At 48.8% G+C, this 21,582-nt stretch carries 16 protein-coding genes; 7 read left to right on the plus strand and 9 right to left on the minus strand.

The window, feature by feature from the left end:
* Positions 1-141: 141 nt before the first annotated feature.
* The 5 genes from IM638_10150 to IM638_10170 form a co-directional block, all read right to left on the minus strand.
* On the minus strand, positions 142-990 hold the full coding sequence (locus IM638_10150; GenBank protein MCA6363389.1) for a T9SS type A sorting domain-containing protein: 849 nt from the start codon (positions 988-990) through the stop codon (positions 142-144).
* A gap of 236 nt (positions 991-1,226) precedes the next feature.
* Complete coding sequence (locus IM638_10155; GenBank protein ID MCA6363390.1) at positions 1,227-2,072, minus strand: T9SS type A sorting domain-containing protein; 846 nt, start codon at positions 2,070-2,072, stop codon at positions 1,227-1,229.
* 74 nt (positions 2,073-2,146) lie between these two features.
* Positions 2,147-2,992 (minus strand): T9SS type A sorting domain-containing protein, encoded by an 846-nt coding sequence (locus tag IM638_10160; GenBank protein MCA6363391.1) that lies wholly within the window; start codon positions 2,990-2,992, stop codon positions 2,147-2,149.
* 75 nt (positions 2,993-3,067) lie between these two features.
* A complete protein-coding gene (locus tag IM638_10165; protein ID MCA6363392.1) occupies positions 3,068-5,623 on the minus strand; it encodes an alkaline phosphatase family protein in 2,556 nt (851 codons plus the stop codon).
* The gene (locus IM638_10170) at positions 5,607-5,792 is read right to left on the minus strand and encodes a hypothetical protein (GenBank protein ID MCA6363393.1); all 186 of its coding nucleotides are present in this window, start codon (positions 5,790-5,792) and stop codon (positions 5,607-5,609) included. Before IM638_10170 ends, IM638_10165 begins: the two co-directional genes overlap by 17 nt.
* A gap of 104 nt (positions 5,793-5,896) precedes the next feature.
* Here IM638_10170 and IM638_10175 point away from each other — a divergent pair, with 104 nt between their 5' ends.
* Both IM638_10175 and IM638_10180 read left to right on the plus strand, forming a co-directional pair.
* The gene (locus IM638_10175) at positions 5,897-6,091 is read left to right on the plus strand and encodes a cold shock domain-containing protein (GenBank protein MCA6363394.1); all 195 of its coding nucleotides are present in this window, start codon (positions 5,897-5,899) and stop codon (positions 6,089-6,091) included.
* Positions 6,092-6,210: 119 nt separating this feature from the next.
* Positions 6,211-8,517, plus strand: a complete 2,307-nt coding sequence (locus tag IM638_10180; GenBank protein MCA6363395.1) for an MMPL family transporter — start codon at positions 6,211-6,213, stop codon at positions 8,515-8,517.
* 34 nt (positions 8,518-8,551) lie between these two features.
* On the opposite strand, the gene IM638_10185 is transcribed toward IM638_10180, so the two are convergent.
* Both IM638_10185 and IM638_10190 read right to left on the minus strand, forming a co-directional pair.
* Positions 8,552-8,797 (minus strand): hypothetical protein, encoded by a 246-nt coding sequence (locus IM638_10185; GenBank protein MCA6363396.1) that lies wholly within the window; start codon positions 8,795-8,797, stop codon positions 8,552-8,554.
* Positions 8,798-10,150, minus strand: a complete 1,353-nt coding sequence (locus IM638_10190; protein ID MCA6363397.1) for a hypothetical protein — start codon at positions 10,148-10,150, stop codon at positions 8,798-8,800.
* A gap of 67 nt (positions 10,151-10,217) precedes the next feature.
* Between IM638_10190 and IM638_10195 the strand changes: the two genes are divergently transcribed.
* The 5 genes from IM638_10195 to IM638_10215 all read left to right on the plus strand — a co-directional run bounded on the left by IM638_10195 (position 10,218) and on the right by IM638_10215 (position 18,610).
* Complete coding sequence (locus IM638_10195) at positions 10,218-11,747, plus strand: hypothetical protein (protein MCA6363398.1); 1,530 nt, start codon at positions 10,218-10,220, stop codon at positions 11,745-11,747.
* A gap of 516 nt (positions 11,748-12,263) precedes the next feature.
* Positions 12,264-15,251, plus strand: coding sequence for a GH92 family glycosyl hydrolase (locus IM638_10200; protein ID MCA6363399.1), 2,988 nt, complete (start codon positions 12,264-12,266; stop codon positions 15,249-15,251).
* A gap of 4 nt (positions 15,252-15,255) precedes the next feature.
* A complete protein-coding gene (locus tag IM638_10205; protein MCA6363400.1) occupies positions 15,256-16,251 on the plus strand; it encodes a N(4)-(beta-N-acetylglucosaminyl)-L-asparaginase in 996 nt (331 codons plus the stop codon).
* Complete coding sequence (locus IM638_10210; GenBank protein ID MCA6363401.1) at positions 16,229-17,629, plus strand: MFS transporter; 1,401 nt, start codon at positions 16,229-16,231, stop codon at positions 17,627-17,629. Before IM638_10205 ends, IM638_10210 begins: the two co-directional genes overlap by 23 nt.
* Positions 17,630-18,610 carry an ROK family protein gene (locus IM638_10215; GenBank protein MCA6363402.1) on the plus strand — a complete coding sequence of 327 codons (981 nt, stop codon included), beginning with the start codon at positions 17,630-17,632 and terminating at the stop codon, positions 18,608-18,610.
* Here IM638_10215 and IM638_10220 read toward each other — a convergent pair.
* A complete protein-coding gene (locus IM638_10220; protein MCA6363403.1) occupies positions 18,607-20,703 on the minus strand; it encodes a helix-hairpin-helix domain-containing protein in 2,097 nt (698 codons plus the stop codon). The genes IM638_10215 and IM638_10220 overlap by 4 nt on opposite strands.
* Positions 20,703-21,518 carry a hypothetical protein gene (locus tag IM638_10225; GenBank protein MCA6363404.1) on the minus strand — a complete coding sequence of 272 codons (816 nt, stop codon included), beginning with the start codon at positions 21,516-21,518 and terminating at the stop codon, positions 20,703-20,705. Before IM638_10225 ends, IM638_10220 begins: the two co-directional genes overlap by 1 nt.
* Between the last annotated feature and the right edge of the window lie 64 nt (positions 21,519-21,582).

Below are 21,582 nucleotides of genomic sequence, written 5' to 3' on the forward strand. Positions count from 1 at the left end.
AAAATACAGAATTCATCCTGTTGCTCCCAAATATCTTTCCCTTGTAATTGTTAAACAAATTAAAACAACATCAGGAGGCTGCATCAAACACAAAGGCTGCCCGAAAATGGGGCAGCCTTTGCACGTTGAAAACAGCGTCTGTTAGATATAGATCTTACGTGTAACCACTTCGCCGTTGGGCTGGATTACCTGCACAAGATATACCCCCGAAGCAAGATCACCAAGCGAAATACGCATGGATGCCTCGTTGATACTTTCGGTGTACACTACCTGACCGGTGGTGTTAAACACCTGCAATGTTCCACCGAGTTGCATTTCCGGTGTAAGATTTACAAACAAGGTACGATCGTACACATGCACGGCAGGTGTTCCTGCGGGCTGTTCGGCCACACCCACTGCGGTGGTTTGTCCGGCCACAATACCCTGCCCTGCAGTGGTGTTGTATGCGTACTCTTTCAGCGTAATGGTACCACCATCAGCACTTACCGAGAGGCGGGCCCAGCCATAGTGGGTTTGTGAACCTGCGGCAAAACGCACACCGATGTATTTATCGCTGATTCCCGGCCAGTTGCCATACATAGGTCCGGGCTGTGGCAGTACAACGGCAAGGTATTGATAGCCGTTGTTAACGCTGCCATCTTGCCAATCTGTTGCACCGGGGCGGATACTGTCGCCGGCATTGAGAGCAGAGGGGAATGGATATGTATTTGAAAACAAATTACCTAATACGGCATTTACAACCGGAGGTTCAACGTCCAGAAGTGCATATCCTGATAGCGAGTTGGCCGAATCGAGGTAATTGAATGCATACAGGCTAAATTCAGCTGTATTATCATTATTTATGTCAAGCGCATAAGTTGCAGCTGAATCAATTACAATATCCGGCGATGGATCCGTATGTATGATTTGACCTTGAGCGGCTACTGCAGCGGTAAGTGAACCGGCTGTGAGCGAATAAGCTTTGAGTTTCTTTTGAAGTGTTTTGTCCATTGTTAGTTGAGCTATTTTATTCTTGTTACTTAGTTACTTACAAACACGGGATTTTTATTTTCCGTCTTTGCTAAATAACAACCGGTGGCAAAAATACCTATTTTAAATCAACAATCGCATCACAACACATTTCATTTAATAGTAAGCGATTTTTTTGACCAACAGGCACCCAACTTAATAAAAAGAGAGGCTGTCTCAAAAGGTTGAGACAGCCTCCTTTTTATCACTAATCAAGACTATAAATAGATTTTGCGTGTTACTGTTGTACCATCAGGCTGAATGATTTGCACCATATACACACCTGTTGCAAGATCGCCAAGCGAAATGCGCATTGCAGGATCTGTAATACTTTCGGCACGTACAATTTGCCCTGAAGCACTGAACACCTGAAGCATACCACCGGTTGGTGTTTCTGCCGGAAGATTCACAAACAAAGTGCGGTCATAAACGTGAACGTTCGGAACGCCTGCTGTTTGTTCAGCTACGCCAACAAGAGTGGTTTGCCCGGCTGTAATACCAGCTCCGGGAGTTGTATTGTAAGCGTATTCTTTTAATGTAATAGTACCCCCATCGGCGCTGACCGATATGCGTGCCCAGCCATAGTGGGTTTGTGAACCGGCAGCAAAACGCACACCGAGGTATTTATCACTGATTCCCGGCCAGTTGCCATACATAGGTCCGGGCTGTGGCAATACAACGGCAAGGTACTGGAAACCACCGTTAACTGAAGCATCGATCCAATCGGTTGCACCTGGACGGATACTGTCGCCGGCATTGAGAGCAGTGGGGAATGGATAAACGCCCTGAAACAAATTCCCAAGCACAGCATTGGTTACAGGCTGATAAGCCTCCAGAATGGAATAGCCGTATGTTCCGGCAGAATCCGTGTTGGTTAAGGCATACATAGCAAACTCCGGCGTGGCATCGTTATTCACGTCGAGGGCATATACAGCCGCGGAGTCAATAACCATATCCGGCATTACATCGGTATGCACAATTTGCCCTTGTGCAGCGGCAGCGGCAGTAAGTGACCCGGCTGTGAGCGAATACGCTTTAAGTTTCTTTTGTAGTGAAATATCCATTCTAATTTGTTTTTCAGTGCAATTTACTAATTATTTGCCCCAACGAAGATATTTTGAGTTTTTAGCTATCCCCTCTATAAATAAACTTTACGTGAAACCACACTTCCGTCAGGCTGGATGATTTGCACCATGTACATACCTGTTGCAAGATCACCAAGTGCAATGCGCATTGAAGGATCGGTAATGCTTTCGGTATGCACAATTTGCCCGGAAGCGCTGAACACTTGAAGCATACCACCGGTTGTTGTTTCTGCCGGAAGATTTACAAACAGGGTTCGGTCGTAAATATGTATGCTGGGAATACCGGCAGACTGTTCGGCTACACCAACTACCGTTGTTTGCCCGGCAGTTAAACCAACACCCGGCGAAGTGCGGTAAGCAAAATCTTTTACCACAAGCTGATTGGCTGTAGCTCCAATCGTAAGCCGAATCCATCCATAATGCGGCTGGTTGTTAATGTTGAAACGAATCCCAACATATTTATCGGTTGAGCCTAACCAGTTGCCAAATGATACCGACTGGTTAAGATAAGTATTATATACCGCAAGATACTGAGCGCCTTGGAAGTATGATGAATCCCGCCAATCAGTTGCAGCAGGGCTAATACTGTCGCCGTTGTTTAATGGTGTGGGGAACGCAATATAACTCTGAAACAGATTTCCAAGTGTAGCCGTATTATCAAAAACGACTTGATAGATCATAGATACACTGCTTACAGAATCGACCAACGAATAAAAGAAAAACTGTAACTCGGGCTGGCCATTATTATCCATATCGAGATTGTAGTTTGAAGGCCCGTTCAGGCTAACATCCGGATTAATATCGGTGTAAACAATCTGACCTTGCAATGCCGAAACAGCAGTTAGTGAGCCTGCAGCAAGTGAATATGCTTTTAGTTTTTTGAGTATGGATGAATTCATAGCTATGCTTGTTTGTTTGCGAAAATACTATTTCTTGAATCAGGGAAAAAAAAACATTTTGTCTCTGAAAATCTGTTATTTCCCTGCTTTATTTCGGTAAAGATCAGCATTTACAGCGGCTGCCATAGCTTCTGTATCAAGCGGCTGACCAATAAATGAAGCAATGCGGTAAGCAGCATCCATCGGATCTTCGACAATATGACGGTAATGCAGCTCAAGGGTTGCCACATTGGGCTGTGCTTTCATCCACGATTGTGCTTTTTCGGCTTGCTTTGACACCCCATCAGCCAATCCGGCCGGAAAGTTTTTGCCTTCGCCGCCGCGGCCCAGCATTTTAAGTTGCGACTGAAGTATTTCGCCCAGATCGCGGTGCATGTAGATAATTTTGTAGCTGAATCCCTGTGGCAAAAACTGCAGCAGGGGCGCAACAACTTTCAGCACTTTTCCATCGGCATCTTTGAGCCAGGTATTATCGAGGTGCAACCGTTTTACACGATCATCTTCGAGATAGCCCTGCGGATTATGCTCATCGCTCAACCGCTTATCATCGGTAACCGTTTCAAAACCGCCTGCACGGAGCATCTGCATCAGCATCGATGTACCCGAACGGGGCAAACCGGAAACAATGTAAATCGTACGGCTGATGTGATCGCGGATAAAGTTGCGGTGATATTCGGCTTTGTCGGGATTGCTGAGGTGGTTTTCGTAAAGCTGCACTAACCACTGATGTGCCCTGCTGTTTCCGGGCTGAAGGTGTACCGTAAGGCTGAATGCTTCGACGGCGCGTTCGTAAATACCGGCCTTCATAAGTGCTTCACCTAAGTTATAGTGTGCAGCCGGGAAATGGTGCAACAGCCCTACTGCATTAAGCGCCTCGTCAATAGCCTGCTCAATTTTATCACGCCTGAGCAGCGCTACAGCCAGTCCGTGGTGAGCGGCTGCATTGTCGGGATCGAGAGCAAGTGCGCGGATAAAAGCTCTTTCTGCATCGCGCCAATTACGTACGGCAAGGTAAGACTGCCCGATGAGTTGCTGCAAACCGGGGGTCTGTGCCTGACTGAGTTCAGCCCGTTGCAATACGGTGAGGGCTTTGTGCGGCCGACCTTCGGCAAACAGCAGGTTACCTTCCAGAAAATCAAGCGTTGCCAGAGCATGTTCGTGATTCTTAATTCCTTTGCGCAACTCATCAATAATTCGTCGTGCATCATTGCTGCGTGACAGCTTCAGATAGCAGTTCACGAGGCGCAGCGCATAGCGCGGAATATAAGGCGCAACACTGTAAAGTTCTTCAAGAATCGGTAGCGCCAGTTGCGGACGCTGCGTGGTGAGGTAAACCCGGGCTAAGTAGAACTGGCTTTCGAGACGAACAGCTTCGTTTGTTTTAGCAGCATCTTCGCCGGGCGCTTCAATGTAGCCCAACTCGGCAAGTTGTTTCAGTGCTTCCTGCGCCGCCCAGGGATCTTCGCGGAATTCGCCCGGATGCTGGCCGGTGTTGCCTTCAACAGTTTCCCAGGTAGGAATACGGGCCGGAATCTCGGGCGATTCGAATGCCTGTGTAAGCACACGGCCGGCCATATCATCGCCGGCAGGCAAACCAAACAGGGTAAGCACGGTGGGTGCAATATCAAGCAGAGTTGCTCCGTAAATGCGGTCGTCTTTGCGTATGCCCGGGCCGCTGATGCAAAGCACGCCGTAGGGCGCGTGCTCGTGTGCCGGAGCAGCCGGATCTTTGGGCAACTCACGCGGACGAAGATGATCAGAATGAAAGCCGTGATCGGAAAGCAGTACAAACACAGTGTCTTCACCGGCAAGCTCCATTAACCGATCCAGCATCATATCATGGAAACGGTAAATGCTGTTCATCACACCTTTATACAGCTCAAATTCTGTGCTGTCGGTTTCGGGAAGCTGCGGCGGATGATATTTCATGAAAAGATGACTGAACTGGTCAATCTCATTCATATACAGCGCCAGAAATTCCCATTCCTGATTTTCGAGAATCCAGGTTGCCGCTGCGTGATACGATGAACTTTGTGCAAGCAGCACAGCAATGGAAGCCAGCTTCGTGTCTTTTTCCTGATCCACCTTTTGAAGCTCGGGCACAAAAGGCAGAAGATGCGCCCAGCTTAATTCAGAAGGATGCACACGGCATTGTGCAATTGCTTCAGCTACTTCGGGCGGATGTACGGTGTTTTCGGTCAGCGGCCAGTCGGCAAGCGACTTGCCATTTGGGCGGGCAAAGTTGTTGGAAACCGTAACTCCGTCGAGCGGTTCGGCCGGGTGACTGGGCCACCAGCCAACGGTGTGTGATTTGATGCCGTTTTGCTGGAGAATGTTCCAGAGTGCTTTTACTTTGCGGGAAGTTACCGTTGACGGCCTGATGTTTCCGGTATTCGGATCCGGCTCTACAAAGCCCAGAATTCCGTGCTTATCGGCCGTCATGCCGGTTGCAATGGAGGTCCAGAGCATAGGCGAAAGCGGTGGATCAAGCGTGGCAATATTACCAATGACCCCGTTTTCAATCAGTTTCTGGAGCGCGGGGAGTTGTCCTGCATCCAGCAGCGGATTAATTATTTTCCAATCGGCAGCATCCCAGCCGAGCAGAATTACACGTTTAGCCTTTCTGCTCATTGCTCTGTTTATTTTGGGACTGAATTGAAGCCGCACGGGCAGCTCTCCACAGCAGTAAACCGCGCCAACCCAAGGCAAGCAAACCTAGTGAACCTTCGGCCGGAACCGGATACGACTGCTGCTTTTCCTGCTTAGAAGCGTGCTGATGACCATTAGATATTAAATTCATGCGGCAAAATTGACAAAAAAATGCATACGGAGTTGCCTTCTTTATCGGATTATGTATATTAGAGGCAATTCAATTAATTCAAAATTCATTATCCATTCCTCCAAATGAAAACAGGAGTAATCAAATTTTTCAACGCCACCAAAGGCTACGGTTTTATCAAGGACGACGAAACCGGCAAAGAAATTTTCGTACACGTAACCGGCCTTATCGACCAGCCTATTAATCAGGATGATAAAGTATCATTCCAGATTTCTTCAGGCAGAAAAGGCGACAACGCTATTAACGTAAAGAAAATCTGATACCTGCTTCTCCCAGGGCCTATGCTCCGCTTTACACACAAAGCGGAGCATTTTTTATTCCCATCTTTGCAAAACAGATAAACCCTGCGCCTTTTCGGTTGTTATAGACGGGCGATTGTATGTTTAACTTCATTCGAAAACACTTCCGTGTACTCAGCATTGTTTCACTTGCCTTTGTGCTGGTGGTTACAGTGTTTTCTGTTTTCACACTCCGCAGGATTTCGTTTGATTATGATTTCGAGAGTTTTTTTCCTACCGATGATCCTGATCTCGAAGTATATCTCAAATTCCGAAATACCTTCGAGTACGATAATGAATATGTGCTGCTTGCCATTGAAAACAAAAAAGGTGTTTTCGACTCCACATTCCTCTCGCACGTAAGTAGTTTTTCAGATTCACTGCGCGAATTGCCCGACATTACCCGTACTATTTCGCCTGTAGATATTGAGAACACCATTATTTCCGATCTGGGTGTAATGCGTGTGCCCTATCTGCACATTTCCGAACCGGCCCGCTACACCGAAGACTCGGCGCTTATTTACAGGTCGGAAGAACTGCGCAGCACATTCTTTGCAAAAGATGCACGCTCGCTTTGCATTTATATCAAAACCACCGAAGGCATATCAAAACAGAAATCGGATACACTTCTGCAACGCGTCAACAACCTTCTTAATCAATTTAAGTTTGACAAGGTACACATGGCCGGAAAAATGAATGGACAAAAAGTGTATCTCGAAAAACTGCAGAGTGAGTTTCTGGTCTTTTTCCTTGCCTCTTTTTTTCTGGTAGTGCTGTTTCTGGCTATCTCTTTCCGCTCGTTCTGGGGTGTGTGGGTACCGGTACTGATTGTGCTGCTGGCTATTTTATGGACGCTGGCACTGATGACGCTTACCGGTAAAGCACTGGATATTATGACCGTGCTGCTGCCCACCATGATGTTTGTGGTGGGGATGTCGGATGTGGTGCATATTGTAACCAAATACCTCGAAGAGCTCCGCGAAACGCGATTGCGTACCGGCACCCACAACCGGTTTGAGGCGTTGATTAAAACAATTAAAGAAGCCGGCTTTGCCACATTCATCACATTGCTTACCACGGCGCTTGGCTTTTTATCCCTGCTCAACTCGCACATTAAGCCTATCCGTGATTTTGGCATATATACTTCGCTTGGTGTGTTTGTGGCCTTTGTACTGGCCTACTCCATTATGCCTGTAGTGCTGAATCTACTCCCGGAACCCAAGCTGAAACTGGAAAGCGGCACATCGCTTTTCTGGGATAAACGCCTGCACAGGCTGCTGCGCTGGATTTTGCGCCACAGCCGCGCTATTGCAGTGGCCACGGTGGTACTGGTACTTTTGTGCATTGTGGGCATCTACAAAATCGAGCGCAACAATTTCCTCATCGAAGGCTTAACCCGCAATGATGAACTGCGAAAGGATTTCGATTTCTTTGAACGGCAGTATTCGGGTGTGCGCCCGTTTGAACTGCAGCTTACGCCCACAAACCCGCAAAGCACATTGCTGGGCACCACTGAACTCCGCGCCATCGACACGCTCGAACATTTTCTGAAAACGCGCTATGGTGTGGGGTTTCTGCTTTCGCCGGCCACCGTGGTAAAAGCCATTAACAAAGCACAGCACAACGGCGATCCCGATTTTTTCAAACTCCCTGAATCCGACAGTGCGATAGCCAATGCAGTGGAAATCGCAAGCCCGTTCAGAAAACGAAAAGAATACAAAATTCTCCTTACCACCGACGGGCGCACAGGCCGCATTACCGGAAAGATGAACGACATTGGCAGCCGCGAAGTGTTCAAACTCAACGACAGCCTTGCGCAATTCCTCAAAAATACACCGCTCATGCAATCGGTAAATGTGGTGATTACCGGTGGTGCCACCATGCTCGACAAAAACAACGAATATCTGGTGGTAAATACGATGCAGGGCTTGGCGCTATCTATACTCGTGGTGGCGCTCATTATTGCGCTCATTCACCGCTCGTGGCGCATGGTGATTATTGCCGTAATCCCTAACCTGCTACCCATTATTTTTATTGGCGGATTAATGGGCTGGTGTGGCATTGAGCTTAAATCATCAACCTCCATTATTTTCTCAATTGCATTTGGTATTGCTACCGACGACACCATTCACTTTCTGGCGCGCTTACGACTGGAACGAATGAAAGGAAAATCATATCCGCTGGCTGTAAAACGCACATTCCTTTCCACCGGCAAAGCAGTAATAGTAACCTCACTTATCTTATGTGCGGGATTTTTCACCCTTATCGGATCGGGCTTTGAAAGCACATTCTACTTCGGCCTGTTAGTGAGCATTACACTTTTTGTAGCCGTGCTTACTGATTTGCTCTTATTCCCGCTTCTTGTTCTCTGGCTTTCGCCACGCCACAAGCCGAAAGCAGAAAAATAGCACTCAGAAATTCGTCAGCCGGTGATCCGGCCAGTTATTCGTCGCCAAGAAAACGTCCGAAAAACCGGGCACAGCTTCCGTATTTCCTGCGAGTGCGTTCGGCCATCCAGATTCCGGAGGCGGCACCTGTGGCAAGCAGGGCAATAACCGTAATTGTACTCCAGCTTTCGGATGAGGAATTGAAAATGATTACGGCAGGAACAGACGCCAGGAAGAGCGGAAACATAAAAAGCTGCATCCAGAACACACCTTCGATAAAGAGTGCAACAACTCGTCTCATTTATTTATTCATAGAAGCCAGAAACAATTGCCAGCGATGATCGCTTCTAAGCGGTGAGAGATCAGCCTCTGCGGCAGCGCGGTTTTTATCATTAAATCCGAGCTCAACCGCTTTGGTAAGTGCTTCAAAGGCAAGATCGGGCATGCCCAGCCTGGCATCGAGGCAGGCGCGCATGTATGCCCATTCGTTGTTTTGAGGATCGATGATGGCGTATGTGGTAATGAGCTTATCGGCTCCGTTGGGATTGTTGCTTTTCAATGCGCGGTTGCTGTATGAATAGCAGAGCAAGCTGGCATATCCGCGCACACGTTTGCGCATCATCTGTTCGGGGCTTCCGGCGGGAGCATCAAACAGTTTACCGGCATTGGCCTGCCACCAGGCCGGGTCTTTCGCAAAAACCGATTCCTGAATTTCGGTTTGAAGTGTTTTCTCTTTGGCTTCGGCAGCCATGCGGGCGGCGCTATGTTGTTTGGTACAGGCACGTGCAGCCAAAGCACTGCGCGCAGGTGTTTCGAGTTGCAGCCGCTGTTTTGGGAAATCACCGAGGCAGTTGCGTGCCTGATCAAAAAGCGCAGCGGCAAGATCGCAGTCGGTATTGCTCAGTGAGTCGATTTGTGCAGCTGCGTTGCGCAGAAAACGCGAAGCATGTTGATCCGAAGCCTGTTTTTTCTGCAGCAGCATACCGTCGAGCGCCAGTGCAAGTTGTGTGACGGGTGGCCAGCTATGCTCGCCGGCAAACAGGAAAAGTCCGCCAGCGGAATTTGCCGCAAACCAGTTTCGCATTTCGAGGTAATTCATATCGCCAAGACCGGCCACACCGCACACTGCAATTTGCTGTGGCAATGCCTGCTGCGGAGCCGCCGAGCAGAGCACCACGCCACCGGCCTGCTGCCCTGCGGCAAGTGAAGCCGCCGCGCGTGCGCCGCCCGAAAAGCCGCAGAGGTAATATTGCTCTGCATCCATTCGGAACAATTGCGCAAGCGCCTGTTTTACGGCCACCAGATGCGTTTCAATATCACCTGCAGCCACACCATTGGCCGAAAAATCAGATCCTGCAAAAACCATCCCCAGCGAATCGGCCAGCGCGCGATACTTCTGTAAAGGCAAAAGCCCGTCGGCATGCGGATCAAGAAAAAGCACCACCCCCAGCGGTTTAGCAGTATCAGCCGAAGCCGGAATGTACAACTCAAAACGGCTGCCGTCGGCCGCATTCCACGCCTGAATCACCCCGCGATTTACTGCTGGTTTTGCCGCAGGTATAGTCGCCGGATCCGTTTGATCTGATCCAGGTATGGAGTTTCCGCAGCCATAAAACAGCCCCCAAAAAAGTACCGGCCAAAGCAAAAGTCTCATTTTTCAAAGGTCATAAATTCCCCCAAAGTAGCCAAACAACCACGGCTTATGCGTAATTTCGGAAAATATGGCCGATTCAGCTACCGACCCTCTGCTGCTGCTCATCCGCTCGCTTACCACAGGCGAGAAGAACCATTTTCATCGTTCGGTTCCTAAAGGTGGTGATAACAAATATCTCATCCTGTTCAATATTATTGAAAGCCAGCCCGAAGCCAGTGAAAAACAGATACAGTCAGATTACAAGCGTAAAACCGGCAATACCGGACAATACGCACGTATAAAAGCGTATCTCTATCACCGCATCATTGAGTCGCTTTCCGACTATCACACACGTAATGTACCGCGTGTGGAAATACACGAACTGCTGAAACAGGCCGAAGTCCTTCTACTGAAACAACTCCACTCGCCCCTGCGTGATGTGCTTAAACGCGCACGGCAACTAATTGAAGAAGCCGAAGCCTTGGAAATGATGCCAGAACTGATCTGGCGCGAAAAAGCAAGTATTCCGATTGAACTTTCGCCAAACGAAATTTATAAGCAGATTGGCAAACTCAACGAGCAACTCGACAAGAGTCTGGTGAACATTCACGAATTGCATGAAATTGGCGACACCTCCTTTCTGCTTGCCACAGAAACCAACAACGAATACCGCTACACAGAAGAAGAATACAAAGAGCGGCTTCAGAAACTCACTTCCGCACCTACTTTTCAAAAGCAGTTTGCCGAATTTAATTCAGAGCGGGCACGCATAGGCGTGCTTTCGATGCGCGCATTCTACTATCTGGCTGTAAATGAGTATGAAGATTTTGTGCAGGAAGCTGAAAAACTCTTTGAGCGGCTTCGCAATTCAGAAAATGCTACCACCGAGCATTACCTGCGCCACGCGAATAATCTGGCCAATGTAATTGTGGCGCTTCACCTGCTCAAAAGGCCAGCCGATGCACTTCCATATCTCGAAGAATTTGAAAAACTGCTTCAGTTTCTGGGCAGCATGGGATTCAGAGAAAAATACAATCCGCTTTATGTAAAGTATCTGCTTGCCAAAGCGCGTATTTTTTTTGCCCTCGATCGGTTTAACGAACTCATTGAATTACAGGCACAGTTCATTGCCATCGAAAGCGCTGTGATGTGGTCGGCTTCGTCAAACTGGCGAAGACAACAATTTTTCATTCTGCTTTCAGGTGCCTATCTCCTCAGCGATCAGCCTAAAATAGCCGCGCGTATTATTGCCCGCGCACTTCAGGACGAATCAGGACGAAAACGTCCTTATGCTGAAGAACTCCGCCAGATCGAACTTGCCATCAGCTATGATCTGCAGGATGAAGACCGCATGGAAAGCCTGCTCGGCAGTTTACGCCGCAAACAAAACAAAATCGAACAACAGAAAGAATTACACGGAAGCCTTGCCTACGAAACAGCCTGTTATGTAGGCTGGACAGAAATTATTAGTAACCGCAGCAAAGGACTACAACAAACAGATATTTTCCGCCAGCTTCATCACGAACTGGTAACACAGCGCATTGGAAAGTCAGAGCACGATGCGCGTACGCGATTTGTGTTTGAAAGATGGTTGCTGAAAAAAGCCGAAGGCAGGTAAAAAAAAACAACCGAACCGTGGATGCGGAGAGAGTAACGGGGTGAAGTTCCTTCAAACTGCACCCTGATCCCCTGCGTAAAACTCCCTGCCGCATCCACAGTTCGGTGTTTAACCGCCCGGTAGAGTAATCGTCAAAACCGGTTCCGTTTTTCCGAATACCGGATTTCTTGTGCGAAATCCTGACACAAGTGTAGCAGGTTAGAAAATTCCGCTCAAAACTTAATCATCAAAACACTACGCCTAATGATTTTTATTTTTTACCACAAAACAATGATTAACAACATTATAAAAAGCCTTCATCATACCAAAGATTACGATTTTCAACGATAAAAATTCTGAAAACATGTGCGGAACACGCCTCTACTTTCTCGTAAGTTCTTACTAGCGCGAAACCCTGATATGTCCGAAATGAAAAATTGACAGGCTAGTTCGAAGCCCCCTTTTCACACCTGTGTTTCAAAAAATCGCTACAACGATTTAGTGGTTTGTAAATCTTTCTTACTTTTCAACCTGTAAATGCATACATCAGTGTTCCAACTTCCGCTCCGCTTTGCACTCGTTTGGCTTGTATTGTGCTTCGCTTGCACGCAGAAAACGGTAATACCTGCCAGGCAGGTGTTCGGATGGACTGTACCTGCAAGCGGGCCGTTTAAACCTCAGCCCTACGCCGACCCGATGATTGGTACAGATGCACACGGACATACGTTTCCAGGAGCGACAACACCCTTTGGTATGGTGCAGCTTAGTCCGGATACACGTCTCGACGGCTGGGACGGCTGCTCGGGCTACCATTATTCGGATACGTTTATTTACGGCTTTTCGCACACACATCTGAACGGCACCGGCTGCAGCGACTATGGCGATATACTTGTTACCCCGGCAACAGAAAGGCCACTGCTGCATAACGGAGCTGATGGCAAGCCCGGTTATCGTTTTTCGTTTTCGCATTCCGGTGAACATGCCGAAGCCGGTTATTATTCGGTAAAAGCCGACAACGGTATTTTTTGCGAACTAACGGCATCGCCGCGCACGGGAGTTCACCGATATACATTTACAAAAGATGTTGAAGCACATCTGCTAATCGACCTCGTACACCGCGATGCGGTAACCAGTTCGGGACTGCGCATCGTTAACGACAGTACAATTAGCGGCTGGAGGCATTCTGAGGCATGGGCACGTGATCAGAAACTTTGGTTTACAGCCACTTTCTCGACACCATTTACAGCAGAAATATTCAGCAACGACAGCGCCCTCAAGACAAACAGCGCCGAAAGCAAAGCAATCAAAGCAATTCTTCGATTTGGCAAACTGAGCAAACCGCTGGAAGTAAAACTGGCCCTCTCTCCGGTGAGTGTGGAAAATGCCCTGCTGAATCTCGTGACTGAAACCGGCGGCATGAATTTCGACAAGGTGCGGGCTAAAGCAGTTGAACACTGGAATAGTGTGCTGGGAAAAATGGAAGTGGATACCGGGTCGGAAACACAAAAACGCATTTTCTACACGGCACTTTATCACTGCTACATTTCGCCTAATATATACAGTGATGTGAACGGCGACTACCGGGGCCCCGACGGAAACGTTCACAGCGACACCACGCGCGAACACTACACGGTATTTTCACTTTGGGATACTTACCGGACATTGCATCCGCTCTTCACCATCCTGGAACCCAAACGAACAGGTGATTTTATTCACACCTTCAGCAGCTTTCACCAGCAAAGCAAACGACTGCCCATGTGGGAACTTTCGGCCAATGAAACCAATTGTATGATTGGTTATCACGGTGTTTCGGTTATTGCCGATGCGTGGATGAAAGGCATTACCAACTACGATACCACAGCTGCACTAAACGCCATGCTCGAAACCGGAAATGGCAACTACCGCGTGCAACCGGTATATCGTGATAACGGTTTTGTGCCCGGAGATGAAGCCGAATCGGTTTCGCAAACGCTGGAATATGCCTACGACGACTGGTGCATTGCACAAATTGCCGCGCGCGCCCACCGGCCTGCTGATGCGGAAGTGTTTGGCATACGAAGTCAGTACTGGAAAAACCTGTTTGATGATAAAACCAGGTTTTTCCGCGCCCGGCGCCGCAACCAGTTTACAGAACCGTTTACTCCGGAAGAAGTAAACATACACTATACCGAAGCCAATGCCTGGCACTACAGCCTTTATGTGCCGCAAAGCATTCACGAATTAATGACTCTGCATGGCGGCGAATCGCAGCTGGCTGCTTTCATCGACAAACTCTTTACCTCTGACCCTGAAACATCAGGCCGCGAGCAAGCCGACATTACCGGCCGCATCGGTCAGTATGCACACGGCAACGAACCCAGCCACCACACAGCCTATCTCTACGCGTGGACCGGCCAACACTGGAAAACACAGGAACGTGTGCGTGAAATCTGCCAGACACTGTACACCGATAAACCCGACGGACTCTGCGGCAACGACGATTGCGGGCAGCTTTCGGCATGGGCGGTAATGAGTATGGCCGGATTCTACCCCGTTACGCCCGGTCAGCCGATTTATGTGATCGGGGCTCCTCAGTTCAACAAAGTCACCATTCACCTGGAAAACGGGAAAAAGTTCATTATTTCCTCTTCCGGTAAAGGCAACTACATTTCATCGGCCACACTTCAGAAACAGGATTATCAAAAAGTGTGGTTAGGACATGAGACAGTGGTTCAAGGAGGAGAACTGCACTTTACACGAAGTGAAATACCGGATAAGCAATGGGGGGCAAAAATGGAAATGCGTCCCCCCTCGCCTTCGGCTTCAGCTTCGGGAACGTTAACGCTTTCACCGCGCATTAGCACACTGAAAGAAGATTTCGGGAAAAGCCTTCAGCTAAGTTTTACTACCCCGCAACCGGGCAGTGAAATTTTCTGGAAAAAGAAAGAAGATAAAGACTGGAAAAAATATACTTCTACACTCAAGGAAGGCTATGGCACTTATCTTGTATTTGCCACACGCAAGGGAGCTGCCAACAGCGATACACTGAGCATGAATTTTGTGCGGCCTCCGGCATGGAAAAGCATTACATGCAGCAAAAAATACGCACCACAATATGCGGCATCGGGCCCGCGGGCGTTAATTGACGGGATAAACGGGACATCTGATTTTCGCACCGGCGACTGGCAAGGGTATTCAGAAACTGAGGTGGAATGGGTGATTGATCTTGGCGGATCTTCTCAGGTGAGTGAGGTAACGATGAATTTCCTTCACGATCAGCGTTCATGGATTTTTCTGCCCCGTGAAGTGGAATTTCTGGCATCATCTGATGGGGTCCATTATTCCACACTCAGCCACAATAAAAATCAGTTTGACGACCATAACGGTGATCCGAAAATAATTCCGTTCCGCGCTTCACTCAATGGTGAATACACCCATTTAAAAATAATTGCACGCGGCTTTGAAAAATGCCCTGAATGGCATCCCGGCAAAGGCAACCGGGCATGGATGTTTGCCGACGAGATAATTATTTCGCCCTCCAAATAACGGCATGATGAACCGAAGAAAATTTCTCAACCGGGCTGCACTGGCAGCGTTGTTTACAGGACTAGCCACACCTGCTGCTGCGACAGGAAAGAAGCGAAAGAAAAAAATGAACGCCGAAAGCCGCGCCGGAGGCCCGATGACCATTGCCACTTGGAATCATGGTATGGAAGCCACCGCCGAGGCCATGCGTATTTTGAAAGAGGGTGGACGTGCAATTGATGCTGCAGAAGCCGGAGTGCGGATCACAGAATCTGACAAAACAAATACCAGCGTAGGCCTTGGCGGATTCCCTGACCGCGAAGGCATTGTAACACTGGATGCATCAATTATGGAAGGCAGCGGCCGATGTGGCTCGGTGAGTTTTGTACAGGGCATCGATCATCCCATTACGCTGGCGCGAAAAGTGATGGACGATACGCCGCATGTAATGCTTACCGGACGCGGCGCTGAACTATTTGCCGAAAGTCTGGGCATGGTGAAACATCCCAACACACTTACCGACATATCGCGCAAGGCATGGGAAGAATGGATGAAAGAGAAAAAATACAAACCGGTAATCAATATCGAAAACCACGACACCATTGGCCTGCTTGCACTCGACAAAAACGGCAAACTGGCAGGAAGCTGCACTACAAGCGGACTGGCCTTTAAAATGCATGGCCGTGTAGGTGACTCACCCATTATCGGAGCCGGACTCTTCTGCGATGATGAGGCGGGAGCAGCTACCTGCACCGGACTGGGCGAAACTGTGCTGCGCACACTGGCTTCGCACACAGCCGTTGAGCTTTTGCGTCACGGCGCCACTCCACAGGAAGCGGCAGAAGAAGCCATACATCGCATAGTTAAAAAACACAGCAACTTCAAAGATTTTCAGGTGGGCATACTTGTAATAACACCCACCGGCGAGCATGGTGCTTTCGGGCTGCACAAAGGTTTCAACTACGCCCTTTATCAAAACGATTCACACCGACTGATTGATGCCGCCAGCTTCACCCAATAGCAATACCCGTTCATACGTATTTGCGTTTGCGGTAATGACAGCCCTGTTTTTTCTCTGGGGCTTTGTTACTGTAATGAACGACATACTCATGCCTCATCTGCGCGAAGCATTCTCGCTCAGCAACACACAATCAGCCTTCGTACAGTTTGCTTTTTTCATTGCTTACGGCGTAGTATCACTGGGTTACTATCTCTGGTCAATCGGCAAGGGTGATCCGATTTCAAAAATTGGTTACCGCCGGGCAATGACAATTGCACTTGGTATTTGCAGCCTTGGCTGTTTACTGTTTTACGTGGCTGCTGAACGTGAAACATATGGCTGGTTTCTGGCAGCTCTGTTCATTCTGGCTTCAGGAATTACCATTTTACAGATTTCGGCAAACCCTTATGTAGCACTGCTTGGCAAACCTGAAGGAGCTTCAGGTCGCCTTAATCTTTCGCAGGGCTTCAATTCGCTGGGTACTGCACTTGCACCGCTGGTGGGTGGCGCCATTGTATTTGGCTCAGGCAGCGTGGAGGTGGATGTATTGAAACTTCCATACGTGTTACTTGCACTCACTTTTCTTGCTGCTGCCCTGACACTTGCCTTTATCAAACTGCCCGAAGTACAAAGCGGGAATATGAGTAGCGGCGCCTGGAAATTCAGGCATCTGCGTTTGGGGATGCTTGCCATTTTTGCATACGTAGGTGCCGAAGTAACCATTGGCAGTTATGCAATACGTTTTATGGAGCTGCCGCAGGTAGCGGGCCTGACCAAAGATGTTGCCGATTCGTTTCTGGTCTATTACTGGGGCGGCGCCATGACCGGACGTTTTCTGGGCACCATAGCACTTTCGCGCTCACTGTCCTTCGTACAACGTTTGCTTGCCATGCTTACTACAGCGGCGGGGCTTACTGTTTTTCTGCTGCTGCTTACGGGCAAGGGTGTTAGCGAAGCCATTCCGTATTTCATCCTCGTGGGCATCAACATACTTGGCTTTATTGCCGGCGGTAGCATATCCTCGCGCCTGCTGCTGCTGTTTGCATTAATTGCTGCGGGACTTATTTCTCTGGCAGCCTTTGGCACAGGATCGCCGGCATTGTGGGCATTGCTTGCAGTAGGTCTTTTCAATTCGGTCATGTGGTCGAATATTTTCACGCTCGGCATTCGTGATCTCGGGCCATCAACCAGTCAGGGAAGTTCACTGCTTGTGATGATGATTATCGGCGGTGCGTTGTTGCCTCTGCTTGCCGGATTGGTTGCCGATTCATCGTTCGGCTTACAGAAATGCATACTCATTACTATTCCCTGCTATCTCTACATTGCTTTCTACGGCTGGTTTACAGGTCGCATAAAATGGTCTGGAACAGCTGCACAAAATTCAAATATCACACACTAAATGAAACTCAAACAGGTTTGTGCAGGAATTGATATTGGCGGCACCAATTGTCATATTGGCATTTGCAGTATCGAAGGTGCCGTAATTGCATCAACAGTGATGTCCACATCAAAATTCCCCGATGCAAAATCGTTTGCCGTGGCAGCCAGTCAATGGCTCAGGGCAACAGCCATACGCGAAGGGCTTGAAATAGTGACGGCCGGCATCGGAGCGCCCAACGGCAACTATTACACAGGCAATATTGAGCACGCACCCAACCTTTCGTGGAAAGGTATTGTACCATTAGCCGAAGAATTTAAAACGGCAAGCGGAATTGAGGAAGCCGTAATAACCAACGATGCCAATGCAGCCGCCTTCGGGGAACAGTTTTTCGGCGGTGCAAAAGGGCTTGATAATTTTGCGGTAATTACACTCGGCACAGGTATTGGCGGCGGTTTTGTAGTGAACGGAAAAATGCTTTACGGCGCAGATGGCATGGGTGGCGAATTCGGTCACATGACGGTGGTGAACAACGGGCGTGTTTGCGCCTGCGGACGAAAAGGCTGTATTGAGGCGTATGCGTCGGCAGGCGGCCTGCTGCGCACTGCCCACGAAATGCTGGCAGAAGACAAACCGGCTTCTTCGGCCCTTCATGCCATAAACGCCGATACGTTGTGCTGCCCCGACATTTTTGATGCGGCGCGGCAGGGCGATGTGCTTGCTGAACGAATTATCCGCGAAACAGCCGTACTGCTTGCCGAAGCATTAGTAAACATGACCGCGCTGTTAAGCCCCTCGCATGTATTTTTATATGGCGGCCTTGCGCTGGCCGGTGATGTACTGATGAATCCGTTGCGCACACATTTCAACCAGCATTTGCTCATACATCAGCGCGGCCGCATTGAACTGCTTGTGTCGTCGCTGCCCGAAAATGCAGCCATTATGGGTGCTGCAGCTCTCGGCTGGGCCGAATTCGGGAAACATGAATTTATTGAGGACTAAAATTTGAAACGCACCTGCACCTTCACCTCGGTGCGCGTGTTACCCTGAATTTCATTCAGCGAACCTTCGCTGATGACCTCCTGATTTTTGTAAAACGTTTGCGCCGCACGTACCCAGATTTCAAAATTGCGCGATACATCCCAGTTAATCAGCGCATACACACGTGAACCGCGGCCGGAGAACGAGGGAATTGAAAACGCATAGATCATATCCGACTCATACGCATACACACGCGTGAAATAATTATCAGTCTGAAACAATGCGTACCGAGCAGTGAATGAAATGCGTTTTCCCAATTGTTTATAGGTGATATCCTGCCAGATAATAAAACCATTTTCCACTTCTCCGTTGTTTATCTGCGAACGCAGGAATTCAAGACGGTTTCTGAATTTGAATGAATTACCTACCGGGTATTGAATATTGAAGCGATAGTTTTCGAGCATCGTGGGACCGATGTAATCAATAACCGCATCATCATCAGATACTGAAAGTGATCTGTCGCGCCGGCGGTAGCGGAAATAAATATCGGTTTTCTTATCGGGGGTGAAATTAATTTGCGCGAAGAAATCACTTCCTCCCGAAGGCGCATCAATATTGAAGCGCAGCCACGGAAAACGGAACCTGTCCATGTATGCACTCACCGCTACCCGGCGGGAAGGTTTGTACTGCATGCCCAGAAAAACGCCACGTTCATTGGCAATTGTGGTTCCTTCGGCAAACACATTACCGTATAAATTCTGAAACTTCTGTCCGAACCAGCGTGTATGCAGGCTTACTGCAAATTTCGGATCAAGGCTGGCGGTAACGCCGTTTACAAAAGCCCATGATCCGTTTGCGCTGCGCGCTGCTTCGCCGAAGAAGTGAAAGTTGCGGTAGAGAAAATCGTAATCGGCTCCAATAATCGTATTTGTGCGTGCGGAAAATTCAAACTGGTTATACAGGTTAAGATTACGGCTAAGCGTTGCGCTGTAACGTGAAGCTAATCCGGTTACGCCCATGCGCAGTTTCTTTGAGCGGAAAGTAACGTTTCCACCGCCAATATCTTCGCGCAACGCGTCTTTGTCTGCCACTTCACCGGGGGTGCTGTGGAGGCCAAAGGTTTGCAGGCTTGACACTTCGGTAATTTCAAAATTTGTATCAAGGGTATCAATACGCGTTACATTGGCATCGCGGCGCTTTATGGAACCGAATGCCGTTACTTCTATCTTGCCAAACTGAAGCGTAACCGCCGAGCCGCGCAGAAAGCGATTTTCGTCGGACGAAATGTAAGGGCGGATACCCATGGCAGCGCGGCGGATGTTTAAGGCATCAGGGGTTTTGCCAAATGCAAAACCTGTCCACGCCGTAAGCCCCTGCCCGAAACTCACCTGATAATCGCCTGCTACGGCTGTTTTCACAATACCAATATTACGGATACAGATATGTCCGGCATAAAAATCAAAGCCCTGTTTTTGCGTACCGGTAAAAAATTCTTCGCCCGCATCTTTCTCCGCAATCATTCCCACACTTACAAAACGCGAATACGTAAACCGATAGCGCGTAAATATGCGGTATGGAGAACCGAGATAACGCGCATTGGGCCTCTCGGCCAGTTCGGCACTATCTATTGGCGTATAACCAAGCTGCTCTTCCATTATCCGCTGACCACGAACTACAAACTCATGCCGCCCCTCGCGCATCATTTCCGAAAAACTGAAATGTCCGGCATCAAAGCGTTCATCAACTTTTACGTAAGGAAGAATTTTATAGATCGTAGCGAGATCAAAGCCATCTACAGCCTGCAATTCATAAATGGAAATCAGATTTCCATAACGCGCAATATGTGTAAGCAAGTTGGAAATCTGTATATCGCTCAGCAGACCAAAATCTTCCAGCTCTTCGCGCGAGGCCGTATTCAGATTAATGGGATGGCCTGCATAATAAGCGAGATTATCAATAAGATTTGTGAAATCGGCATCTTCTGATTCGAGTGTTTCAGAGAGGTTTTCGATTTGCTGATTGAGCTGTTCACTGCCCGACGAATCAATTTGTGCCGAAAGTGGCCGGGCAAAACCCAGCAGCAAAAGAAGCAGAATCGAGTACAGGCCTTTCATCAGAAGCCGTATTGAAGTCCTACCGAAGGCGAAAAACCAAGCTGCGGGTGAAATGTGGAGGCTACATCGAGCCGCATTTTTTGAAGGATAAGCCCGAAGCCGAAAGCCGAAAGCCCCGGATTGGAAGCTGCGCCGGCGCGGAGGTAAAGTACTTCGGCCGGACGATATTCAATTCCGCCCCGGATTACCGGTTTGAAGTCGATATCCTTTTCGGCTTCGAGCGTCACCAGCAGGCGTTCAGAAAAACGGTAGGCGCCACCAATGCGCATTACGGTAGGGATATTTTCGTCGCTGTCGCCCCCCAGTTTGCTTCGGGTAAGGTTGAAGATATGAATGCCGAAGGAGAGGTTTTTTATGGGTTCGGAAATAAATCCTACTTCGGCCACTGCAGCTGAAGCGGCTCCGTAGTTGTTGCCAAAACGTGTGTACATCCAGTTCAGCTGTACGGCTGCAGAAATTTTCGGGCCGAAAGTTTTGGCAAATCCAAGCCCCACTTTATTGGCCATGTACAAATTCTGCAAACTCAGCGAGCTCACCGATAGGCCGAATACGCCCGGCTTCACCGGCAAAGCCGCAGCTACGGCACTTTGTCCGAGCCCCGGCACCAGAAAGCGGCTTTCGTAAAATGCACCTGCCTGAAATTTGGGAATAAAACCAAGTGCAGCGGGATTGTTTTGCACGGCCCAGAGATCGGCTGATATAGCTACACCGCAACCGGCCATGCCCAGTGCGCGTGCACCAAGCGGAGGATTGTCGCCTGCGTGCAGCCACGTAGAAAGACAGAACGCCAGACAAATGAGTAATGGTCGAATCATGAAGGGTTCCGGGCCCGAGCGGTTTACTCAAGGCAAGGTGATTTAAAAGTAACCGGAACGCAGC

The sequence above is a fragment of the Bacteroidota bacterium genome, from assembly GCA_020402865.1.
Lineage (GTDB): Bacteria > Bacteroidota > Bacteroidia > Palsa-965 > Palsa-965.